The sequence below is a fragment of the Pseudarthrobacter siccitolerans genome, from assembly GCF_001046895.1.
GTDB lineage: Bacteria > Actinomycetota > Actinomycetes > Actinomycetales > Micrococcaceae > Arthrobacter > Arthrobacter siccitolerans.
In genome coordinates, this window is record NZ_CAQI01000044.1 from 1 (window position 1) to 18,038 (window position 18,038).

Here is an 18,038-nt window from a genome sequence, read left to right on the forward strand (position 1 = left end):
GGGCCATCCACATGCCGTCCTGCTCCGTAACATCGAAGGCTTCATGGAAGGCGTCGAGGTTCTTGGCAATGGCGTTCGTCCGGAACTCGTTGGGGGAGTGCGGATCCGTTGCCAGCCGGCGGATCGCTTCCTCGCTCCGGATAACCTGCCGCCAGCCGGCAGCCCAGGAGGCAAAGAACCGCTGCTGCCCGGTCAGGCCGTCCAGAACCTCGGGTTCCTTGCCGTCCAGGCTGATCAGGTATGCCTTGTAGGCAATGGCCAGGCCGGCAAGGTCGCCGATGTTCTCGCCAAGGGTAAGCCGGCCGTTCACGGTGTGCCCTGGCGCGGCGTAGGGGGACAGGGCATCGTACTGGGCCACGAGCTGCGCCGTGAGTTGCTCGAAAGCCTGGCGGTCCTCATCGGTCCACCAGTTCCGCAAGGCCCCGCCGCCGTCGAACTGGGACCCCTGGTCATCAAAGCCGTGGCCGATCTCGTGGCCGATGACCGCGCCGATTCCCCCGTAGTTCACGGCATCGTCAGCGTCGGCAGTGAAGAACGGCGGCTGCAGGATCGCCGCCGGAAACACAATCTCGTTCATCATCGGGTGGTAGTAGGCGTTGACGGTCTGCGGAGTCATCAGCCATTTATCGCGGTCCACCGGCTTGCCCACCTCGTCCAGGTGCCGGTCGACGTCGGCGTTGTGGGCCCGCTCCACGTTGCCCAGGAGATCAGCCGGGTCGATCTCCACGGCGGAGTAGTCGATCCACTTCTCCGGGTAGCCGATCTTCGCCCGGAAACCCTCCAGTTTCCGCAGCGCCTCCGCCTTGGTGGCCTCGCCCATCCAGCCCACGGCGGTGATGCTCTGCCGGTAGGCCTCGATCAGGTTGGCAACGAGCGTTTGCATCCGGGCCTTGTGAGTTTCCGGGAAGTGCCGGCCCACATAGATCTGTCCTACGGCTTCGCCGAGGGCACCCTCCACGACGGCCACACCGCGCTTCCACCGGTCCTTGTTCCGTGGCGTACCGCTGATGGTGGTGCCGTAGAACGCGAAGTTGGCGTCGACGAAAGCCGAGGACAGGTAGGGCGCGGCGGCACTGACCACCCGCATGGCAAGCCATTCCTGCCAGTGGGCCAGGGGCTCGGATTCGAGGAGCGATGCGGCGCCTTCAAAGAACGGCGGGGTGCTCACCACGATCTCCTGCCGCTTCGCACCAACGATTCCGGCGGCCTCGAACCACGTGGAGATCAGCGGGAACATGGCGGATGCCTCGTCCGCCGTCTTCAGGTTGTAGGTCTTCTGCGGGTCCCGCAGCGTGACGTTGTCCCAGTGGTGCGAGGCGAGCTTTGTTTCCAGCGCCACCACCCGGCCCGCAGCGGCGGCCGCATCCGGAATGTCCGCCAGGTCGAGCATCCGTCGGACGTGTGCCTCGTAGGCGGTGACCATCGGGGCGAACTTTTCTTCCCGGTAGTAGGACTCGTCTGGCAGCCCGAGCCCGCCCTGTCCCGTGTAAAGGAGGACCCGGTCCGGGTTCCCTGCGTCCGGTGCGGGGTAGATGTAGAAGAGCCCGCCAACATCGGCCCGGAACAGCCGGCCCGCCAGGGAAACAAGGTCCGCCACGGTAGTGGTGGCAAAAACATCGGCCAGGCGCTGGCGGATCGGTTCCATGCCCTTGGCTTCAACGGTGGCTTCATCCATGAAGCTGCTGTAGAGCCCGCCAACTTTCCGCTCGATGCCGCTGGCTCCCGGGCCCTTGGCTGCGGCTTCCTCGATGATGTCCCGGACGGCGATTTCCGACCCGTCGCGGAGCGCGGTGAAGGTGCCCTCGAGGGGCCGGTCATCGGGAATCTCGGTGGCCTTCAGCCAGGCCCCGTTCACGTGCTGGTAGAGGTCATCCTGGGGTCGGACGGTGTTATCAAAGGTGGACAGGTCGATCCCCGAAATGGGCACGGAAGCTCCTTCTGATGAAGAGCCGCGGCCCGCGGAATACCGGGCGGCGTCTGCATGCTGGACGTAACGGACGGTAGTGCCCTTTCATCTTACGCACCCGTGCTACCCTCAAATGGTGCGTGCAGAGCTTCTTCTTCTTAGCTGCCGCGGCGAGGCCTCAGACGCGATCTAGCGCAAGGCCCACCCTCGCTGCGGAGTTTGTGTTGCCCGGCCACCCTTTCAAAGAAGAACCACAGACAAGGCCCCGATAGTAATGCGAAACGCACAGAAGCCCTCCGGAATGCCCGCCCACCGCTACACGCCGTTCCAGGACCAGATCAAAGTTGAGCTGCCGGACCGCACCTGGCCGGACAAGACCATCACCAAGGCCCCGCGCTGGTGCGCCGTGGACCTGCGCGACGGCAACCAGGCCCTGATCGATCCGATGAGCCCGGCCCGCAAGATGAAGATGTTCGACCTGCTGGTCCGGATGGGCTACAAGGAGATCGAGGTGGGCTTTCCCTCCGCCTCGCAGACAGACTTCGACTTTGTCCGCCAGCTCATCGAAGGCAACCACATCCCGGACGATGTCACCATCCAGGTCCTGACCCAGGCCCGCGAGCACCTGATTGAACGGACCTACGAGTCGCTGGTGGGCGCCAAGCAGGCCATCGTCCACCTCTACAACTCCACCTCCGTGCTGCAGCGACGCGTGGTGTTCAACCAGGACGAGGATGGAATCCTGGACATCGCGCTGCAGGGCGCGCGGCTGTGCAAGAAGTACGAGGAAACCCTCGTGGACACGCACGTGACCTACGAGTACTCCCCGGAGTCCTTCACCGGCACCGAGCTGGAGTACGCCGTGCGCGTCTGCAACGCAGTTGCCGATGTCTTTGAAGCCTCCGCGGACCGCCAGGTCATCATCAACCTGCCGGCCACCGTGGAAATGGCCACCCCCAACGTCTACGCCGACTCCATCGAATGGATGAGCCGCCACCTGCACCCGCGGGAAGGCATCATCCTCTCCCTGCACCCGCACAACGACCGGGGAACCGGCGTTGCCGCCGCTGAGCTGGGCTACATGGCCGGCGCGGACCGGATCGAAGGGTGCCTGTTCGGCAACGGCGAACGGACCGGCAACGTGGACCTGGTCACCCTGGGCCTGAACCTCTTCGTGCAGGGCATCGACCCCATGATCGACTTCTCCAACATCGACGACGTCCGCCGGACCGTGGAGTACTGCAACCAGCTGCCCGTCCCGGAGCGTTCCCCTTACGGCGGCGACCTCGTGTTCACCGCATTCTCGGGATCGCACCAGGACGCCATCAAGAAGGGCTTCGAGGCCCTGGAGCGGGACGCGGCCGCCGCCGGCAAGGACGTTTCCGACTTCACCTGGCAGGTCCCGTACCTGCCCGTGGACCCCAAGGACCTGGGCCGCAGCTACGAAGCCGTGATCAGGGTCAACTCCCAGTCCGGCAAGGGCGGCGTTGCCTACCTGCTCAAGAACGAGCACAGCCTGGACCTGCCGCGGCGCGCCCAGATCGAATTCTCCGGTGTGATCCAGAAGCGCACGGACACGGTGGGCGGCGAAGTCAGCGGCGCACAGTTGTGGCAGGTCTTCCAGGACGAGTACCTGCCGTCCGGGAAAGCCGACGGCCAGTGGGGACGTTACTCCCTGGGCGCGGTCAAGACCGAAACGGATGACGACGGCGGCATGACGCTGCACGCGTCCCTCACCGTTGACGGCGTGCAGGTTCAGCGCACAGGCACCGGCAACGGTCCCATCGCCGCGCTGCTGAGCATCCTGCGCGAGGATGGCGTGGACGTCCGGGTACTGGACTACAGTGAGCACGCGCTCTCCGAGGGCGGCAACGCGATGGCAGCCGCCTACGTGGAGTGCGCTGTTGGGGAACGGGTGCTCTGGGGTGTGGGTATTGACGCCAACACCAGCATGTCCTCCCTCAAGGCCGTGATCTCAGCAGTGAACCGCGCCATCCGGGACGCCCAGGCCTGATGCCGGGCGTTGTGCCGCCGGGGAGGCCCCGGCGGCACAAACGGCACGGCTGCTTCGGATCCTGCCTGCCGGCAGCGGGCAAGCCCTGCCCGCAAAGAATGGGAAGATAAGGCGTGGCCCAACACTCTTTCGCCTCCCGGGCGTACCGGGACGACGCCGTCGTCCTCCGTACCCACAAACTGGGCGAGGCGGACCGCATCATCACCCTCCTGACCAAACACCACGGCCAGGTCCGCGCCGTGGCCAAGGGCGTCCGGCGGACCAGCAGCCGGTTCGGCGCCCGCCTTGAACCCTTTATGGTGGCGGACCTGCAGCTGATATCAGGCAAGAGCCTGGACATCGTCACCCAGGCGGTGGCCAAAGGCGCCTACGGCGGAAGCATCGCCGCAGACTATGGCCGGTACACGGTTGCCGCCGCCATGACGGAGACCGCCGAGAAACTCACGGACGTTGACGGCGAGTCGGGAACAGCACAGTACAACCTGCTGGTGGGAGCACTTGCCTCGCTGAGCCGGGACGAACATGCCGCCGGGCTGATCCTGGACTCCTACCTGCTCCGGGCACTCGCCACCGGAGGCTGGGCGCCGAGCTTCACGGACTGTGCCCGCTGCGGACTCCCCGGACCCCACACAGCGTTTTCGGCGCCACTGGGCGGGATGGTCTGTGCTGCGTGCCGGCCTCCCGGGTCACCGGCGCCCGCACCGGAAACAGTGGTGTTGCTGGCCGCGCTGCTGACGGGGGACTGGGCAACGGCCGACGCCTCGCTGCCCGTCCACCGCAAGGAAGCGGCGGGCCTGGTGGCCGCTTACCTCCAGTGGCACCTTGAACGAGTATTGAAGTCCCTCAAACATGTGGAGCGCAGCTGACAGTGGCCCTGGGAAAAAAGAACAACGCAGCCCCCAAGCGCAGCCATCCGGTGGTTGCGCCCTACCCGCACCCCTCAGGCGCCGTGGCGCCGTCCATCCCCCCGGAGTTCATTCCCCGCCACGTGGCCATTGTGATGGACGGCAACGGACGCTGGGCCAACCAGAGGGGGCTGCCTCGGATCGAAGGGCATAAAGCCGGTGAGCCGGCCCTCCTGGACGTGATGGCAGGGGCCATCGAGCTGGGGATTGAGTACGTCAGCGTTTACGCCTTTTCCACGGAAAACTGGCGGCGCTCCCCGGAGGAAGTGCGCTTCCTGATGGGATTTAACAAGGACGTGCTACGGCGGCAGCGGAACCAGCTCGACGAATGGGGTGTGCGGGTCCGCTGGTCCGGCCGCCGGCCGAGGCTCTGGGGTTCGGTGATCCGCGAACTTGAAGAGGCGGAGCAGTTCACGGCCGGCAACAGCACCTGCACGTTGACCATGTGTGTTAATTACGGCGGCCGCGCGGAGATTACCGACGCCGTTTCCGCCATCGCCGCGGACGTTGCGGCGGGCAGGCTCAAGCCCGGTGCCATCACCGAGCGGACCATCCAGAAATACCTGGATGAGCCGGACCTGCCGGACGTGGACCTGTTCCTGCGCAGCTCGGGGGAGCAGCGGCTGTCCAACTTCATGCTCTGGCAGTCCGCTTACGCCGAGTTCGTGTTTATGGACACGCTGTGGCCCGACGTCGACCGGCGGACCCTGTGGGCTGCGGTGGAAGAGTACGCCCGCCGGGACCGCCGCTATGGTGGCGCGGTTGACGCAGCCGGCCCGGCAGGAGAGAACGCCGGCTAGGCCTGCCGCACCGGAAGCGGATCCTCGCTGCCCGTGTTACGCGGGGGCGCCATACGCCCGCAGCCAGCGCGCCAGCCTCGCGTAGGCGTCGGCGCGTACGGCGGCGGGGGAGAGGAACACGTCGTGGAGGGCGCCGTCGATCCTTTCAACGGTCACCGTGCGGCCCAGGGTGAGGGCCCGTGCGGCAATGACATTAACGTCAAGCACCGCATCGGTCCTGCGCATCTCCTCTGACCAGAAGAGTCCGTTGGCGCTGCCGCGGGACAACAGCACCAGGACGGGAACCTCGATGTTGAGGCCGCGCGCCACTTTCGTATGGCCGGCAAGGACGGCGCTGAGCCAGCCTGCCCTTACGGGAAATGCCATGGGCGGGCGGTACTGGTCATCCAGCGCCCATTCGCCGTCGGCTGAGCTGCTGATGGTGCGCCAGTAGAAGCCGCGCGGCGGCAGCCGCAGCACGGCCTCGGGCCGGATACGGGCCACCGGCCCCACCATGCCCAATGCCGCGCGCCGCACCATGGCACTCCCGTGCATCTCCAGCCACGGGCTGTTGAGGATGAGCTGCGAAACGTCCCCGGGGTGCACGCTTGCCCACAGTGCCGCAACCAGCCCTCCCGTTGAATGCCCCATCAGTGTCAGGGGCATGGCGGCGCCGTCCTGGCTGATGATCCGGAACGCCGCCTCAATTTCAGCGTCATAATCGGCGAGGTCGGACACGTAGCCGCCGGGTGAACCGGGACGCAGGCTCCGGCCGTGGTTGTGCATATCCAGTGCGTAGAAGGCGTAGCCGGCGGAGGACCAGAAACGGGCCAGGTCAACGTTGAAGAAGTAGTCGCTCCAGCCGTGCAGGAAAAGCACTGCCCTGCGGGGCTCCGGGCCTGCTTCCTGCTGAACGGGCCGGAACCGGACCAGGGTGGCGGTCCGTTCCACACCATCCTGCCCCGCGGCGGAGAAGGCAAGGGATTCGAACCCGTCGCCCAGGATGTCCCGCTGCCATTCCATGGCCTTATGCTAAACCGCCTGCCGCCCCGGGCCTGTTCCGTGCCGGCTGACTCCCGTCTTGCGCCAGTCCCGTTTTGGTGTGGCGCCGCCAAGACGGAAAACTAGGAGGCATGCGCGTTTATCCCACATTCTTCAGGCTGGCCTTTTCATGGATGGACGCCGAGCGCGCCCACAAGATCGGATTCAGGGGCATCAGGCTCGCGCACCGCTCGGGAGCGGGGAAAGTCCTGGCAAAACTGACAGCGCCTGCACCGTCGCTGCAGACGACGGCGTTTGGCATCACCTTTCCGTCCCCCTTCGGGCTGGCCGCCGGCTTCGATAAGGAAGGCCATGGCATCGAAGCGCTCACTGAGCTCGGCTTCGGCCATGTCGAGGTGGGAACCATCACCGGCCAGGCCCAGCCGGGCAACGAAAAGCCGCGCCTGTTCCGCCTGGTCGAGGACCGTGCCGTGATCAACCGGATGGGCTTCAATAACGACGGCGCCACCGCCGTGGCGCCGCGGCTGAAGGCTGCGCGTGCCGCACTTCAGCGCAGGCACCCCTCGGTGCGCCCCGTCATCGGCGTCAACATCGGGAAGACCAAGGTGGTGGAACTCGCCGACGCCGTGGAGGACTACCTGGTCAGCGCGCGCAGCCTGGCGCCCGCCGCGGACTACCTGGTGGTCAACGTCTCTTCGCCCAACACGCCCGGACTGCGGCTCCTGCAGGATGTGGAGAGCCTCCGGCCGCTGCTCACCGCGGTGGGAGAAGAAGCGGACCGTGCGGCCGGCCGCCACGTTCCCCTGCTGGTGAAGATCGCCCCCGACCTGAGCGATGAGGATATCGACGACGTCGCCCGGCTTGCGCTGGACCTGAAGCTGGACGGCATTATCGCCACCAACACCACCATTGCCCGCTCCGGGCTGGCTTCCCCCGCGGAGCAGGTGGAAAAGTGCGGTGCCGGCGGCTTGTCCGGAGCACCGCTGAAACAGCGCTCACTCGACGTACTGCGGCGGCTTAAAAAGGTCACTGGGGATTCCCTGACACTCGTGGCAGTGGGCGGCGTCGAGAATGCCCGGGACGTCCAGGACAGGCTCGACGCCGGCGCCACCCTCGTGCAGGGCTACACGGCCTTCCTCTACGAAGGACCGTTCTGGGCCGCCCGCATCAACCGGCAGCTGGCGAAGAACCGCGGCGTCCAGCGTCGGGGCGCGTAAGCGGGCAACCCCTTAAACAGGCAACCCCGGCGGGTCATCCCGCCGGGGTTGTTTTTTGTTCTGTGGGCGCCCGTTCCGCCGCAGGGGTCAGGCCGGGTACTGCCCGCGCTTGACCTGGGGCTTGGGCAGGCGGAGCTTGCGGAACTGCAGTGAGCGCATGGAGCCGTACCAGACGGTACCGCGTTCCACCTCGCCGAACTTTTCGGCCAGCCGCTTGCGGAGCTTGCGGGAGAGGATAAAGACGTCCAGGAAGACGGCGAGGAACATCACCCAGAAACCGCCCAGCACATAAATCATCATGTCGCTGGACGCCGGTACCACCAGTGACACCAGGACAAAGACCAGGGCACCGAACATGAGGTATTCGCCCAAACTGAACCGCGCATCCACATAGTCGCGGGCGAACCGCTTCTGCGGCCCCTTGTCCCGCAGCGGGAGGAACTTTTCGTCGCCCGTGTCCAGGGCCTGGCGCATCTTGAGGCGCTGGTCCTGGATGGCCTGGCGCTCGGCGGCCTTTGAGGCTTTGCGGTCCTCGGGCACCAGCGGGCGCCTGCGGGCCGCCTCCTGGGCTTTGCGCGTTGGGGTGGGGGCGCCCTTGCCGGCTATGCCGCCCTGCCGCGCCGCAGCATCCGCAGCCTGCTGGTCAATTAATTCCTGCGCCGAGGGCGCTTCCTTTTTACGTCCGAACACCTCAACAGAATACCTTGCGGGAGGGCCCGGGTTTCCTGCCCGCCCGGCAGGCCTGCAGTATGGCCGAATGTGACGAGGGTAATGTTTTTTCCATGACTTCACCCTCACCGGCAACCCCGGACAGTATTGACGGAGCCCAACCTGCCGGCTCTGGCCCGGCCCCGGCCACGGAAGACCTCCGCGCCGCCATAGACCGCACCTGTGACCAGACCCTTGCCCGGCTCAAGGAACTCGTGGCGATTCCCGGTATCGCCTGGCCCAGCTTTGACAGGTCGCCCCTGGAACTCAGCGCGGAAGCTGTGGCGGCGCTGCTGCGCGCTTCCGGCCTCGACGACGTCCAAATCCTCGGCTGTGACAAACCGGACGGCACTCCCGGCGGCCCCGCCGTCGTCGCGCGCCGTCCCGCCGAGGAGGGCCAGCCGACCATCCTGCTCTACGCGCATCATGACGTCCAGCCCGCAGGCGACGAAGCACTGTGGGACACAGAACCCTTCGCCGCCGTCGAGAAGGACGGCCGGCTGTACGGCCGTGGCGCCGCGGACGACAAAGCCGGCATCATGGCCCACATCGCCGCTTATGCCGCCGTCTCCGAGGTCCTTGGTGCGGAGCTCGGCCTGGGCGTGACCTTCTTCATCGAGGGTGAAGAGGAGGCGGGCTCTCCCACTTTCAGGCCTTTCCTGGAGGCACACCGGGAAGCGCTCCGCGCCGACGTCATCGTCGTCGCGGATTCCAGCAACTGGAAGGTCGGCGTACCGGCCCTGACAACAAGCCTTCGGGGGCTGGTGGACGGAACCATCGAAGTCCAGGTCCTGGAGCACGCCGTGCACTCGGGAATGTTCGGCGGCCCGGTGCTGGATGCCCCCACGCTGCTGGCGCGCCTGATTGCCACCCTTCATGACGACGACGGCAACGTCGCCATCCCTGGACTGGTTGCCACCGATACCACCTCGGTGGACTTCCCCGAGGCCGACTACCGGGCCGACGCTTCAGTGCTGGACGGCGTCCGCCTCGCCGGCACGGGCAGCATCGCTTCACGCCTCTGGACCAAGCCCGCGCTGTCCATCATCGGATTCGACGCGCCGGGCGTCGATGTGGCCTCCAATACGCTGCTGCCCAGGGCGCGCGCCAAGTTCAGCCTGCGGCTGGCACCCGGGCAGTCGCCCGAGGAAGCCATGGAGGCGGTCCGCAGCCACGTGGAGTCCAACGCTCCATTCGGCGCGAAGGTCACCTTTACGCCGGGCGAGAGCGGCAACCCGTTCCAGACGGACACCTCCTCAGCCGCTGCAGGCCTGGCGATGTGGGCCCTGGGGGAGGCGTGGGGCGTGCCGGCAGTGGAGACGGGAATCGGCGGTTCCATCCCCTTCATCGCCGACCTTACGGAGCTCTACCCCGACGTCCAGATCCTGGTGACGGGCGTGGAGGACCCGGACTCACGCGCCCACAGCGCCAACGAGTCGCTGCACCTTGGCGATTTCCGGAAAGCCATCCTCGCCGAAGCGCTGCTGCTGTCACGCCTGAACAGCGGCGGGCTCTAGGAACCGGCGGTCCCTGCCGGGTCCGCGGGAACAAGAGCGGCCCGTGCATGGTTACGTCAGGAGTTAGAGCTACACGTGCGCCCCGCGTAGCATGTAGCTATAGCCCATACCGTATCCGTAGGGGCAGGCCACCGTTAGCGCGGGGCCGCCAGACCGTCCTAAGAAGGTAGGCCAAATGAGCACCGCAACCAATGAGAACAGCACCGAGACCACCAGCGCTGCCACTGATGAGCTGCCCGTCCACGAGGTCAACCTGACCGACGTCGCCGCAGGCAAGGTCCGCAGCCTCCTTGAGCAGGAAGGCCGCACGGACCTCCGCCTCCGCGTCGCCGTGCAGCCCGGCGGCTGCTCAGGGCTGATCTACCAGCTCTACTTCGACGAGCGCCTCCTCGACGGAGATGCCGTCCGCGACTACGACGGCGTTGAAGTAGTAGTGGACAAGATGAGCGTCCCGTACCTCAGCGGCGCCAGCATTGACTTCGAGGACACCATCTCGAAGCAGGGCTTCACCATCGACAACCCGAACGCCGGTGGCTCCTGCGCCTGTGGAGATTCCTTCCACTAAGACCGGTTGTTTCGCCTGGTGCCGGCGCCGTGGCCTCCCGCAATCAACACTGCGGGAGCCACGGCGCCGACATGTGGGCGAAACGCCCGGGGGAGCGGTAAGCTCTACACCGAGTAGTAAAACTTTTAGTGTGCCCGCGGCGCCGATGGCTGCCCGGACAACAGCAACAAGTAGGAAGGGCCGTCTGTGAGTTCGCAGAACCGAACCGGCAGCCGACGCAAAACGATCACCACGATCACAGGCTTGGCAATTGCCGGCGCGTTGGTTTTGACCGGATGTTCGCCAGAGGTAGAGAAGGGGTGGCTGCCCACAGAACGTGGCACCACCAGCAACAGCGACCGCATCATGGACCTCTGGGTCAACTCATGGATTGCCGCCCTTGCAGTGGGCATCATTACCTGGGGCTTGATCGTCTGGTGCCTCGTTGCCTACCGGCGCCGCAAGGGCACCGTGGGGTTCCCGCGGCAGACCAGCTTCAATCTTCCGCTGGAAGTCTTCTACCTGACTATCCCGCTGTTTATGGTCCTGGTGTTCTTCTACTTCACCGACCGCGACCAGCAGGCCATTGATGACCGGTCGCAGCCTGCCGACGTCGTTGTTGATGTCCGCGGCAAGCAGTGGGCCTGGGACTTCAACTACAAGTCCGGCGACGTCATCGAAGAAGACGTCCACGAGGCCGGCGTCCAGGCGCACCTCACCGGCAACACGATCGACAAGGAACAGCTCCCCACGCTGTACCTGCCCGTCAACAAGTCCGTTGACCTCGAGCTCAACTCACGCGACGTGATCCACTCCTTCTGGGTTCCCGCCTTCCTGCAGAAGCGCGACATGATCCCCGGCAAGACCAACTACATCCGGTTTACCCCCACTAAAGAGGGCACCTACGACGGCAAGTGCGCCGAACTCTGCGGCGAGTACCACTCCGAGATGCTGTTCCGCGTCAAGGTGGTGTCCGAAGCTGAATTCCAGGCGCACATGGAAGAGCTCAAGGCAGCCGGCAACACGGGCCTCCTCGGTGTGGAATACGACCGCAACCCGAACCTGAACGAAATTAAGTAAGGGGAGCGACGTGGCTACGTACACTCAATCCGCACCCACCGGAGTCCTCACAGCTCCCGTGGTTCCCAAATCCAAGGGACGCATCGTCGTCAACTGGATCACCTCCACCGACCACAAAACCATCGGGTACATGTACCTGATCGCGTCGTTTGTGTTCTTCTGCCTCGGTGGCGTTATGGCGCTGCTGATCCGCGCCGAACTGTTCGAGCCTGGCATGCAGATCCTGCAGACCAAGGAGCAGTACAACCAGCTGTTCACCATGCACGGCACCGTGATGCTGCTGATGTTCGCCACCCCGCTTTTTGCAGGCTTCGCGAACGTGATCATGCCGCTCCAGATCGGTGCACCCGACGTCGCGTTCCCGCGGCTGAACGCCCTGGCCTTCTGGTTCTTCCTCTTCGGCTCCACCATCGCGGTGTCCGGCTTCATCACCCCGCAGGGCGCCGCCTCCTTCGGCTGGTTCGCCTACGCGCCGCTGTCCAACACCACCTTCAGCCCCGGCATCGGTGGCGACCTGTGGGTGTTCGGCCTGGCACTGTCCGGTTTCGGCACCATCCTGGGTGCGGTCAACTTCATCACCACCATCATCTGCATGCGCGCCCCTGGTATGACTATGTGGCGGATGCCGATCTTCACCTGGAACACCCTGGTCACCGCCATCCTGGTGCTCATGGCCTTCCCGCCGCTGGCCGCCGCGCTGTTCGCACTCGGTGCTGACCGCCGCTTCGGTGCCCACATCTTCGATCCAGAGAACGGCGGTGCCGTCCTCTGGCAGCACTTGTTCTGGTTCTTCGGCCACCCCGAGGTGTACATCATCGCGCTGCCGTTCTTCGGCATCGTCTCGGAGATCTTCCCGGTCTTCAGCCGCAAGCCGATCTTCGGCTACAAAGGCCTGGTCTACGCCACGATCGCCATCGCCGCGCTGTCCGTGACCGTGTGGGCGCACCACATGTACGTCACCGGCGCCGTGCTGCTGCCGTTCTTCGCATTTATGACCATGCTGATCGCGGTACCCACGGGCGTGAAGTTCTTCAACTGGATCGGCACCATGTGGCGCGGATCGCTGACCTTCGAAACCCCGATGCTCTGGAGCATCGGCTTCCTGATCACCTTCCTCTTCGGCGGCCTCACCGGCATCATCCTGGCCTCCCCGCCGCTGGACTTCCACGTCTCCGACTCCTACTTCGTGGTGGCACACTTCCACTACGTGGTGTTCGGCACCGTGGTGTTCGCGATGTTCGCAGGGTTCTACTTCTGGTGGCCCAAGTGGACCGGCAAGATGCTCAACGAGCGCCTGGGCAAGATCCACTTCTGGCTCCTGTTCCTCGGCTTCCACGGCACCTTCCTGATCCAGCACTGGCTGGGTGTCGAGGGTATGCCCCGCCGCTACGCGGACTACCTGGTGGAGGACAACTTCACCTGGATGAACCAGTTCTCCACGGTGGCCTCGTTCGTCCTGGGCGCCTCGCTGATCCCGTTCTTCTGGAACGTCTACATCACCTGGCGCAGTGCCGAAAAGGTACAGGTGGACGATCCTTGGGGCTTCGGTGCCTCGCTTGAGTGGGCCACGTCCTGCCCGCCGCCGCGGCACAACTTCACCTCGCTGCCCCGGATCCGCTCCGAGCGTCCCGCCCTCGACCTGCACCACCCCGAGCTTCGACAGGTCCACACCGCCGAGTCCCCGGCTCCTGCAGCCCAGGTACTCGGTAACGCCGACCAGAAGGACACAGCACAGTGAAAATCGAATCATGGATCTTTGGTTCCGGAGTCTTCTTCTTCGTACCGGTTTCGCTGGTCTACGGGTTCCTCACCAACTGGGGTGAGTGGGTCGGTATCCTGGGGATCCTCCTGGTCGGCGGCCTCGCCGGCATGATCGGCGGTTACCTGGGCTTCACCGGCAAGCGCGTTGGCATGCGCCCGGAGGACCGCAGCGACGCCGAGATCCACGAGGGCGCCGGCGAGCAGGGGCACTTCAGCCCCTGGTCCTGGTGGCCCCTGGTGCTCGGCATCGCCTGCGCCACCGGTTTCCTCGGCCTGGCAGTGGGCTGGTGGATCGTTTTCATCGCAGCGGGCCTGGCCCTCGTAGCCCTCATCGGCTGGGTTTACGAGTACAGCCGCGGCGACCACGCCCACTAAGCATCACGCAGTAATCAACGACGGCGGGCCTCACCTGGAAAGGTGAGGCCCGCCGTCGTTGTTTTGTTGGTTGCGGTGACTGCCGGGAGCGCCGGGGGCCGGCGGTGAAGGGGCAGCAGCAGGGGTCCTACACGGCTCCCTGCGACTCCAGCAACCTGCCGAGGGATTGGAGGGCTTCCTGCGCCTTTTCGCGGCTCTGCGGGCCGTCCAGGACCGAATCCGGAATGCCCAGTTCCACTTCGCAGCCGTGGTGGAAGTCGGCCATCATCACGTGGAGCAGCGACCGGGCATCAACGTCCATGATGCCCGCCTTGGTAATGGTCACGGGAAGCCCGGTTTCAGTAACTGCCCGGACGAATACGGCGGCCGGACGTGCGTGCAGTCCGATCGAGGCTGTGACCACGGCCTTCTGAGTTGGCAACGGGACTCCTTATTTAAGACGGCCCCATCCGTCTGCTACGAGAATTTCCTGTCCAATATAACGGCACTCCATCCTGCTCAACGAAATGCTGCGGCACTGTGGCACGCGGTGGTCTAGACCTGACCTAAAATGGCCAGGTGATCTTCAAGCAAAATGTGGTGCCCCATGGCCGGTAGCGCGGCAGCCATTGCCGGTGAAATTGACCGGACCAGCGGGACAGCCATCTACGTCCAGCTGCGCGAAATCCTCCGGACCTACATCGTTGAGTCGTGCAGGCCCGGCTCAGCCCTGCCCTCCGAACGCGACCTGGCCGAGCGCTTTGGGCTGGCCAGAATGACGGTCCGGCAGGCGATCGATGCCCTGGTGGGCGAAGAAGTCATTGAGCGGGTGGTGGGGCTTGGCACCTTCGTCCGCAGGCCCAAACTTGACCTGCAGGTCAAGCTGACCTCGTACAGCGAGGAGATGCAGCGCCGCGGCATGGTTCCGGCCGCCAAAGTCCTCAGCTTTGAACAGATCGGGGCGAGTGCGTTCCTTGCCCGTGAGCTCCAGCTGGACGAGGGCACGCCGCTGGTCCGGTTCCGGCGACTTCTGCTGGCGGACGGTGAGCCCATGAGCGTCGACGAGAACTTTATCCCGGCCCACCGGGTTCCGGGCCTGCTGGACGGGGAGCCGCCCACCTCGCTGTACAACGTCCTCAGCGAACAGTACGGCCTGGTGATGGAGTGGGGGGAGGACATGATTGAAGCCACTGCCGCCTCACCCTCCACGGCCCGTTTGCTCAATGTCGAAGTGGGCGCACCTTTGCTGAAGATCCAGCGCCACGCTTTCGTCGCCCGGACCATGGTGGATTATTCCGTGTCTTACTACCGGGCTGACCGGTACAAGCTGTGGGTGCCGCTGCAGCGCCCGGGCGCACGCCGGTCCCGGAGCCACTGACTCCAACCGCCTGGCGACAGCGGATGCGCCGGACCCCTTCACTGGCTCGTGGTGGGTGGTGCAACAGAAGACAAGAAGACCCGGTCCGTGCGGACCGGGTCTTCTTGTTGTGGAGCTCGACTGGGCCTAGTGGCTCAGGCTCTTGGCTTCCTCGGGTGCTTCGACAGCCGCGTGGCCATGGCCGTGGGCGGCTTCCAGCTCCGCGGGAGTTGCCGGGGCGACACGGTCCTCGAAGAACCAGCGGGAGAGGAGCGCACGGCGCTTCTCCTTGCGGGTTACCACACCGTGTTCGTTGGGAACGGCGGGGAGGACCTCAGGTGATTCGAAGCCCACCAGCTTGTAGCGCTTGTACTCGTCCAGCGGTGCGTGCACCTCGATGAACTCGCCGTGCGGGAGGCGGACGATACGCCCGGTCTCGCGGCCATGGAGGGCAATCTCGCGGTCCTTACGCTGCAGTGCAAGGGCGACGCGCTTGGTGACGATGAACGCAATGAATGGGCCGATGATGAACAGGGTGCGCAGCCAGTAGGTGACGTCGTTCAGGGAGACAGCGAAGTGCGTGGCGATGAGGTCGGAACCTGCAGCTGCCCACATCACGCAGTACCAGACGAAACCTGCCATGCCGATCGCGGTGCGGGTCGGGGCATTGCGCGGACGGTCCAGTACGTGGTGCTCGCGGTCGTCCTTGGTGATCCACCGCTCGATCCACGGGTACATAAACATCACCGTGAACAGAATGCCGGCGGGCACAAGCGCGGGCAGCAGGACATTGAAGCTGAATATGAAGCCGAACCAGTTCTGCTCTACCTGCCAGTCACCCAAGGTGCCGGGCATCAGGCGAAGTGCGCCGTCAACGAATCCGATGTACCAGTCGGGCTGGGTACCGGCGGATACCGGGGAGGGGTCGTAGGGACCGTAGTTCCAGATCGGGTTGATCGTGAAGAACCCGGCCATCAGGGCCAGGACACCGAAGACGATGAAGAAGAATCCACCGGCCTTGGCTGCGTAGACAGGACCGAGCGGGTAGCCGACAACGTTGTTGTCGTTGCGTCCCGGGCCGGGGTACTGGGTGTGCTTGTGGACGACCACCATAAAGAGGTGGAGGACGATCATCAGCAGGATCAGTGCCGGAACCAGCAGGATGTGCAGCATGTACAGGCGGCCGATGATGGCAGTGCCCGGGAATTCTCCACCGAAGAGGAAGAACGAGATGTACGTGCCAACAATCGGGATGGACTTGATCACGCCGTCGATGATGCGCAGGCCGTTTCCGGACAGCAGGTCATCGGGAAGGGAGTATCCGGTGAAGCCGGCAGCCATGGCCAGGATGAGCAGCACGCTGCCCACCACCCAGTTCATTTCACGCGGCCGGCGGAAGGCGCCGGTGAAGAAGACGCGCAGCATGTGCACGGCAATGGAAGCGACGAACAGCAGTGCTGCCCAGTGGTGGACCTGGCGCATGAACAGGCCGCCGCGGACGTCGAAGGAGATGTCGAGTGAGGAGTTGTACGCCACGGACATTTCAACGCCCTTAAGCGGAACGTATGAGCCGTCGTAGTGCGTCTCCGCCATGGACGGATCAAAGAAGAACGTCAGGAAGGTGCCGGACAGCAGAAGGATGACAAAGGAGTACAGTGCCACTTCACCGAACATAAAGGACCAGTGGTCGGGGAAGACCTTGCGGCCGAATTCGCGGAGGATTCCGGAACCGCCAACACGCGAATCGACGAAGTCGGTGAACCGGCCTGTCTTGGTTTTGGCGACGAAAGCGGGCTCAGCTGTTGATGCTGCGCTCATGCATATCACGCTCCCAGTAACTTGGTCCTACAGGTTCTTTGAAGTCGCTGGTGGCGACCAGGTAGCCTTCGTCGTCAACTGCGATGGGCAGCTGGGGGAGAGGCCGGCTGGCGGGGCCGAAGATCACCTTGCACTCCTGAGTGAGGTCAAAGGTTGACTGGTGGCACGGGCACAGCAGGTGGTGCGTCTGCTGCTCGTACAGAGCAACGGGGCAACCGACGTGGGTGCAGATCTTTGAGTAGGCAACGATGCCGTTGTAACCCCAATCCTCGCGGCCCTCGGAAGGGTTCAGCGAAGCGGGATCCAGGCGCATGAGCAGCACAACGGCCTTGGCCTTTTCATTGAGCTTGCCCTCATGGAGCTCGTTCAGGCCTTCCGGAATGACGTGGAAGGCTGAGCCGATGGTGACGTCGGAAGCCTTGATCGGCGTTCCGTCAGGGTCCCGGGCGAGGCGCTTGAGCTTCCCGTCCGTGGGGGCCCACATGGTGTGGGCGAGCTTGTTGTCGGGACGCGGACCGAGGTCACCGAAAATGGCAACTGCGGGCAGCGGAGCCAACGCAACGGCACCGAGGAGGGTGTTGCGGATCAGCGGGCGGCGCTTGATGCCCGTCTCTTCGACGATGTCGTCAACGATCCGGACGGCCGCCTGGCGGTCCTCCTCGTAACGGATCGCGTGGCGCTCTTCCGAAACCTCGTGGTCCGGCATCAGGGCCTTGGCCCAGTGCACGATGCCGGTTCCGATGCCCAGCATCGCAAACGCGGTGCCGAGACCCAGCAGCATGTTCTGGAGCCGGATGGTTTCGATCGTTGATTCACCGGCCCCCAGGTCGATGGCAAAATAGGCCACCAGGAAGATCAGGGTGCCAACAACAGAAATGCCAAATAGTAAGGCGACCTGCCGTTCTGCCCGCTTTGCGGCCTTCGGGTCCGTGTCAGCCAGGCGCAAACGGTGCGGAGGAATTCCAGGGTCCTGGAACTTCTCCACCTCATTCTGACCAGCCGTAGCTACGGTGCCCGAGTGGTTCGGACTGCCGTCACTATGGTTGCCCATAATTCGCCTCATCCTTCTCTCGTCC

Annotated in this window: 16 protein-coding genes; 10 read left to right on the top strand and 6 right to left on the bottom strand. The window is 64.8% G+C overall.

Annotated features, from left to right (window positions below):
- Nucleotides 1–1,927, bottom strand: a 1,927-nt coding sequence (locus tag ARTSIC4J27_RS10785; RefSeq protein ID WP_050055209.1) for a M13 family metallopeptidase, incomplete at its 3' end; no start/stop codon positions are given.
- 253 nt (nucleotides 1,928–2,180) lie between these two features.
- Between ARTSIC4J27_RS10785 and leuA the strand changes: the two genes are divergently transcribed.
- The 3 genes from leuA (at nucleotide 2,181) to ARTSIC4J27_RS10800 (ending at nucleotide 5,625) form a co-directional block, all read left to right on the top strand.
- Entirely contained in the window at nucleotides 2,181–3,920 is a 1,740-nt protein-coding gene (gene leuA / locus ARTSIC4J27_RS10790) for a 2-isopropylmalate synthase (protein WP_050055210.1), read from the top strand.
- 113 nt (nucleotides 3,921–4,033) lie between these two features.
- Complete coding sequence (gene recO, locus ARTSIC4J27_RS10795) at nucleotides 4,034–4,786, top strand: DNA repair protein RecO (RefSeq protein ID WP_050055211.1); 753 nt, start codon at nucleotides 4,034–4,036, stop codon at nucleotides 4,784–4,786.
- A gap of 2 nt (nucleotides 4,787–4,788) precedes the next feature.
- Nucleotides 4,789–5,625, top strand: coding sequence for an isoprenyl transferase (locus tag ARTSIC4J27_RS10800; RefSeq protein ID WP_050055212.1), 837 nt, complete (start codon nucleotides 4,789–4,791; stop codon nucleotides 5,623–5,625).
- 36 nt (nucleotides 5,626–5,661) lie between these two features.
- Here ARTSIC4J27_RS10800 and ARTSIC4J27_RS10805 read toward each other — a convergent pair whose 3' ends face one another.
- The gene (locus ARTSIC4J27_RS10805) at nucleotides 5,662–6,627 is read right to left on the bottom strand and encodes an alpha/beta hydrolase (protein ID WP_050055213.1); all 966 of its coding nucleotides are present in this window, start codon (nucleotides 6,625–6,627) and stop codon (nucleotides 5,662–5,664) included.
- Nucleotides 6,628–6,737: 110 nt separating this feature from the next.
- Between ARTSIC4J27_RS10805 and ARTSIC4J27_RS10810 the strand changes: the two genes are divergently transcribed.
- On the top strand, nucleotides 6,738–7,823 hold the full coding sequence (locus tag ARTSIC4J27_RS10810) for a quinone-dependent dihydroorotate dehydrogenase (RefSeq protein ID WP_050055214.1): 1,086 nt from the start codon (nucleotides 6,738–6,740) through the stop codon (nucleotides 7,821–7,823).
- 87 nt (nucleotides 7,824–7,910) lie between these two features.
- On the opposite strand, the gene ARTSIC4J27_RS10815 is transcribed toward ARTSIC4J27_RS10810, so the two are convergent.
- Entirely contained in the window at nucleotides 7,911–8,513 is a 603-nt protein-coding gene (locus tag ARTSIC4J27_RS10815; RefSeq protein WP_050055215.1) for a DUF3043 domain-containing protein, read from the bottom strand.
- A gap of 92 nt (nucleotides 8,514–8,605) precedes the next feature.
- Here ARTSIC4J27_RS10815 and ARTSIC4J27_RS10820 point away from each other — a divergent pair, with 92 nt between their 5' ends.
- From ARTSIC4J27_RS10820 to ARTSIC4J27_RS10840, 5 genes are all read left to right on the top strand, one after another.
- The gene (locus ARTSIC4J27_RS10820; RefSeq protein WP_050055579.1) at nucleotides 8,606–10,048 is read left to right on the top strand and encodes a dipeptidase; all 1,443 of its coding nucleotides are present in this window, start codon (nucleotides 8,606–8,608) and stop codon (nucleotides 10,046–10,048) included.
- A 175-nt stretch (nucleotides 10,049–10,223) separates the two neighbouring features.
- Nucleotides 10,224–10,613: a HesB/IscA family protein gene (locus ARTSIC4J27_RS10825; RefSeq protein WP_050055216.1), complete on the top strand. Its 390-nt coding sequence runs from the start codon at nucleotides 10,224–10,226 to the stop codon at nucleotides 10,611–10,613.
- Between the two features lie 186 nt (nucleotides 10,614–10,799).
- The gene (gene ctaC / locus ARTSIC4J27_RS10830; protein WP_050055217.1) at nucleotides 10,800–11,672 is read left to right on the top strand and encodes an aa3-type cytochrome oxidase subunit II; all 873 of its coding nucleotides are present in this window, start codon (nucleotides 10,800–10,802) and stop codon (nucleotides 11,670–11,672) included.
- A gap of 10 nt (nucleotides 11,673–11,682) precedes the next feature.
- Entirely contained in the window at nucleotides 11,683–13,410 is a 1,728-nt protein-coding gene (gene ctaD / locus ARTSIC4J27_RS10835) for an aa3-type cytochrome oxidase subunit I (RefSeq protein WP_050055218.1), read from the top strand.
- Entirely contained in the window at nucleotides 13,407–13,808 is a 402-nt protein-coding gene (locus ARTSIC4J27_RS10840) for a cytochrome c oxidase subunit 4 (RefSeq protein WP_050055219.1), read from the top strand. The genes ctaD and ARTSIC4J27_RS10840 overlap by 4 nt, the downstream gene beginning before the upstream one ends.
- A 127-nt stretch (nucleotides 13,809–13,935) precedes the next feature.
- On the opposite strand, the gene ARTSIC4J27_RS10845 is transcribed toward ARTSIC4J27_RS10840, so the two are convergent.
- Nucleotides 13,936–14,229 (bottom strand): HPr family phosphocarrier protein, encoded by a 294-nt coding sequence (locus ARTSIC4J27_RS10845; protein WP_050055220.1) that lies wholly within the window; start codon nucleotides 14,227–14,229, stop codon nucleotides 13,936–13,938.
- A 165-nt stretch (nucleotides 14,230–14,394) separates the two neighbouring features.
- Here ARTSIC4J27_RS10845 and ARTSIC4J27_RS10850 point away from each other — a divergent pair, with 165 nt between their 5' ends.
- The gene (locus tag ARTSIC4J27_RS10850; RefSeq protein ID WP_050055221.1) at nucleotides 14,395–15,165 is read left to right on the top strand and encodes a GntR family transcriptional regulator; all 771 of its coding nucleotides are present in this window, start codon (nucleotides 14,395–14,397) and stop codon (nucleotides 15,163–15,165) included.
- A gap of 126 nt (nucleotides 15,166–15,291) precedes the next feature.
- Here ARTSIC4J27_RS10850 and qcrB read toward each other — a convergent pair whose 3' ends face one another.
- Together qcrB and qcrA are read right to left on the bottom strand one after the other, a co-directional pair.
- Complete coding sequence (gene qcrB / locus ARTSIC4J27_RS10855; RefSeq protein WP_050055222.1) at nucleotides 15,292–16,962, bottom strand: cytochrome bc1 complex cytochrome b subunit; 1,671 nt, start codon at nucleotides 16,960–16,962, stop codon at nucleotides 15,292–15,294.
- The gene (gene qcrA / locus ARTSIC4J27_RS10860) at nucleotides 16,940–18,013 is read right to left on the bottom strand and encodes a cytochrome bc1 complex Rieske iron-sulfur subunit (protein WP_050055223.1); all 1,074 of its coding nucleotides are present in this window, start codon (nucleotides 18,011–18,013) and stop codon (nucleotides 16,940–16,942) included. The genes qcrB and qcrA overlap by 23 nt, the downstream gene beginning before the upstream one ends.
- Nucleotides 18,014–18,038: the final 25 nt, after the last annotated feature.

What these genes read in the sequence shown, in the direction of transcription:
- leuA (WP_050055210.1), top strand. Translation starts at nt 2,181, where the DNA reads ATGCGAAACGCACAGAAGCCCTCCGGAATGCCCGCCCACCGCTACACG.
- ARTSIC4J27_RS10805 (WP_050055213.1), bottom strand. Translation starts at nt 6,627, where the DNA reads ATGGAATGGCAGCGGGACATCCTGGGCGACGGGTTCGAATCCCTTGCC.
- ARTSIC4J27_RS10810 (WP_050055214.1), top strand. Translation starts at nt 6,738, where the DNA reads ATGCGCGTTTATCCCACATTCTTCAGGCTGGCCTTTTCATGGATGGAC.
- ARTSIC4J27_RS10820 (WP_050055579.1), top strand. Translation starts at nt 8,606, where the DNA reads ATGACTTCACCCTCACCGGCAACCCCGGACAGTATTGACGGAGCCCAA.
- ARTSIC4J27_RS10825 (WP_050055216.1), top strand. Translation starts at nt 10,224, where the DNA reads ATGAGCACCGCAACCAATGAGAACAGCACCGAGACCACCAGCGCTGCC.
- ARTSIC4J27_RS10850 (WP_050055221.1), top strand. Translation starts at nt 14,395, where the DNA reads ATGGCCGGTAGCGCGGCAGCCATTGCCGGTGAAATTGACCGGACCAGC.
- qcrB (WP_050055222.1), bottom strand. Translation starts at nt 16,962, where the DNA reads ATGAGCGCAGCATCAACAGCTGAGCCCGCTTTCGTCGCCAAAACCAAG.
- qcrA (WP_050055223.1), bottom strand. Translation starts at nt 18,013, where the DNA reads ATGGGCAACCATAGTGACGGCAGTCCGAACCACTCGGGCACCGTAGCT.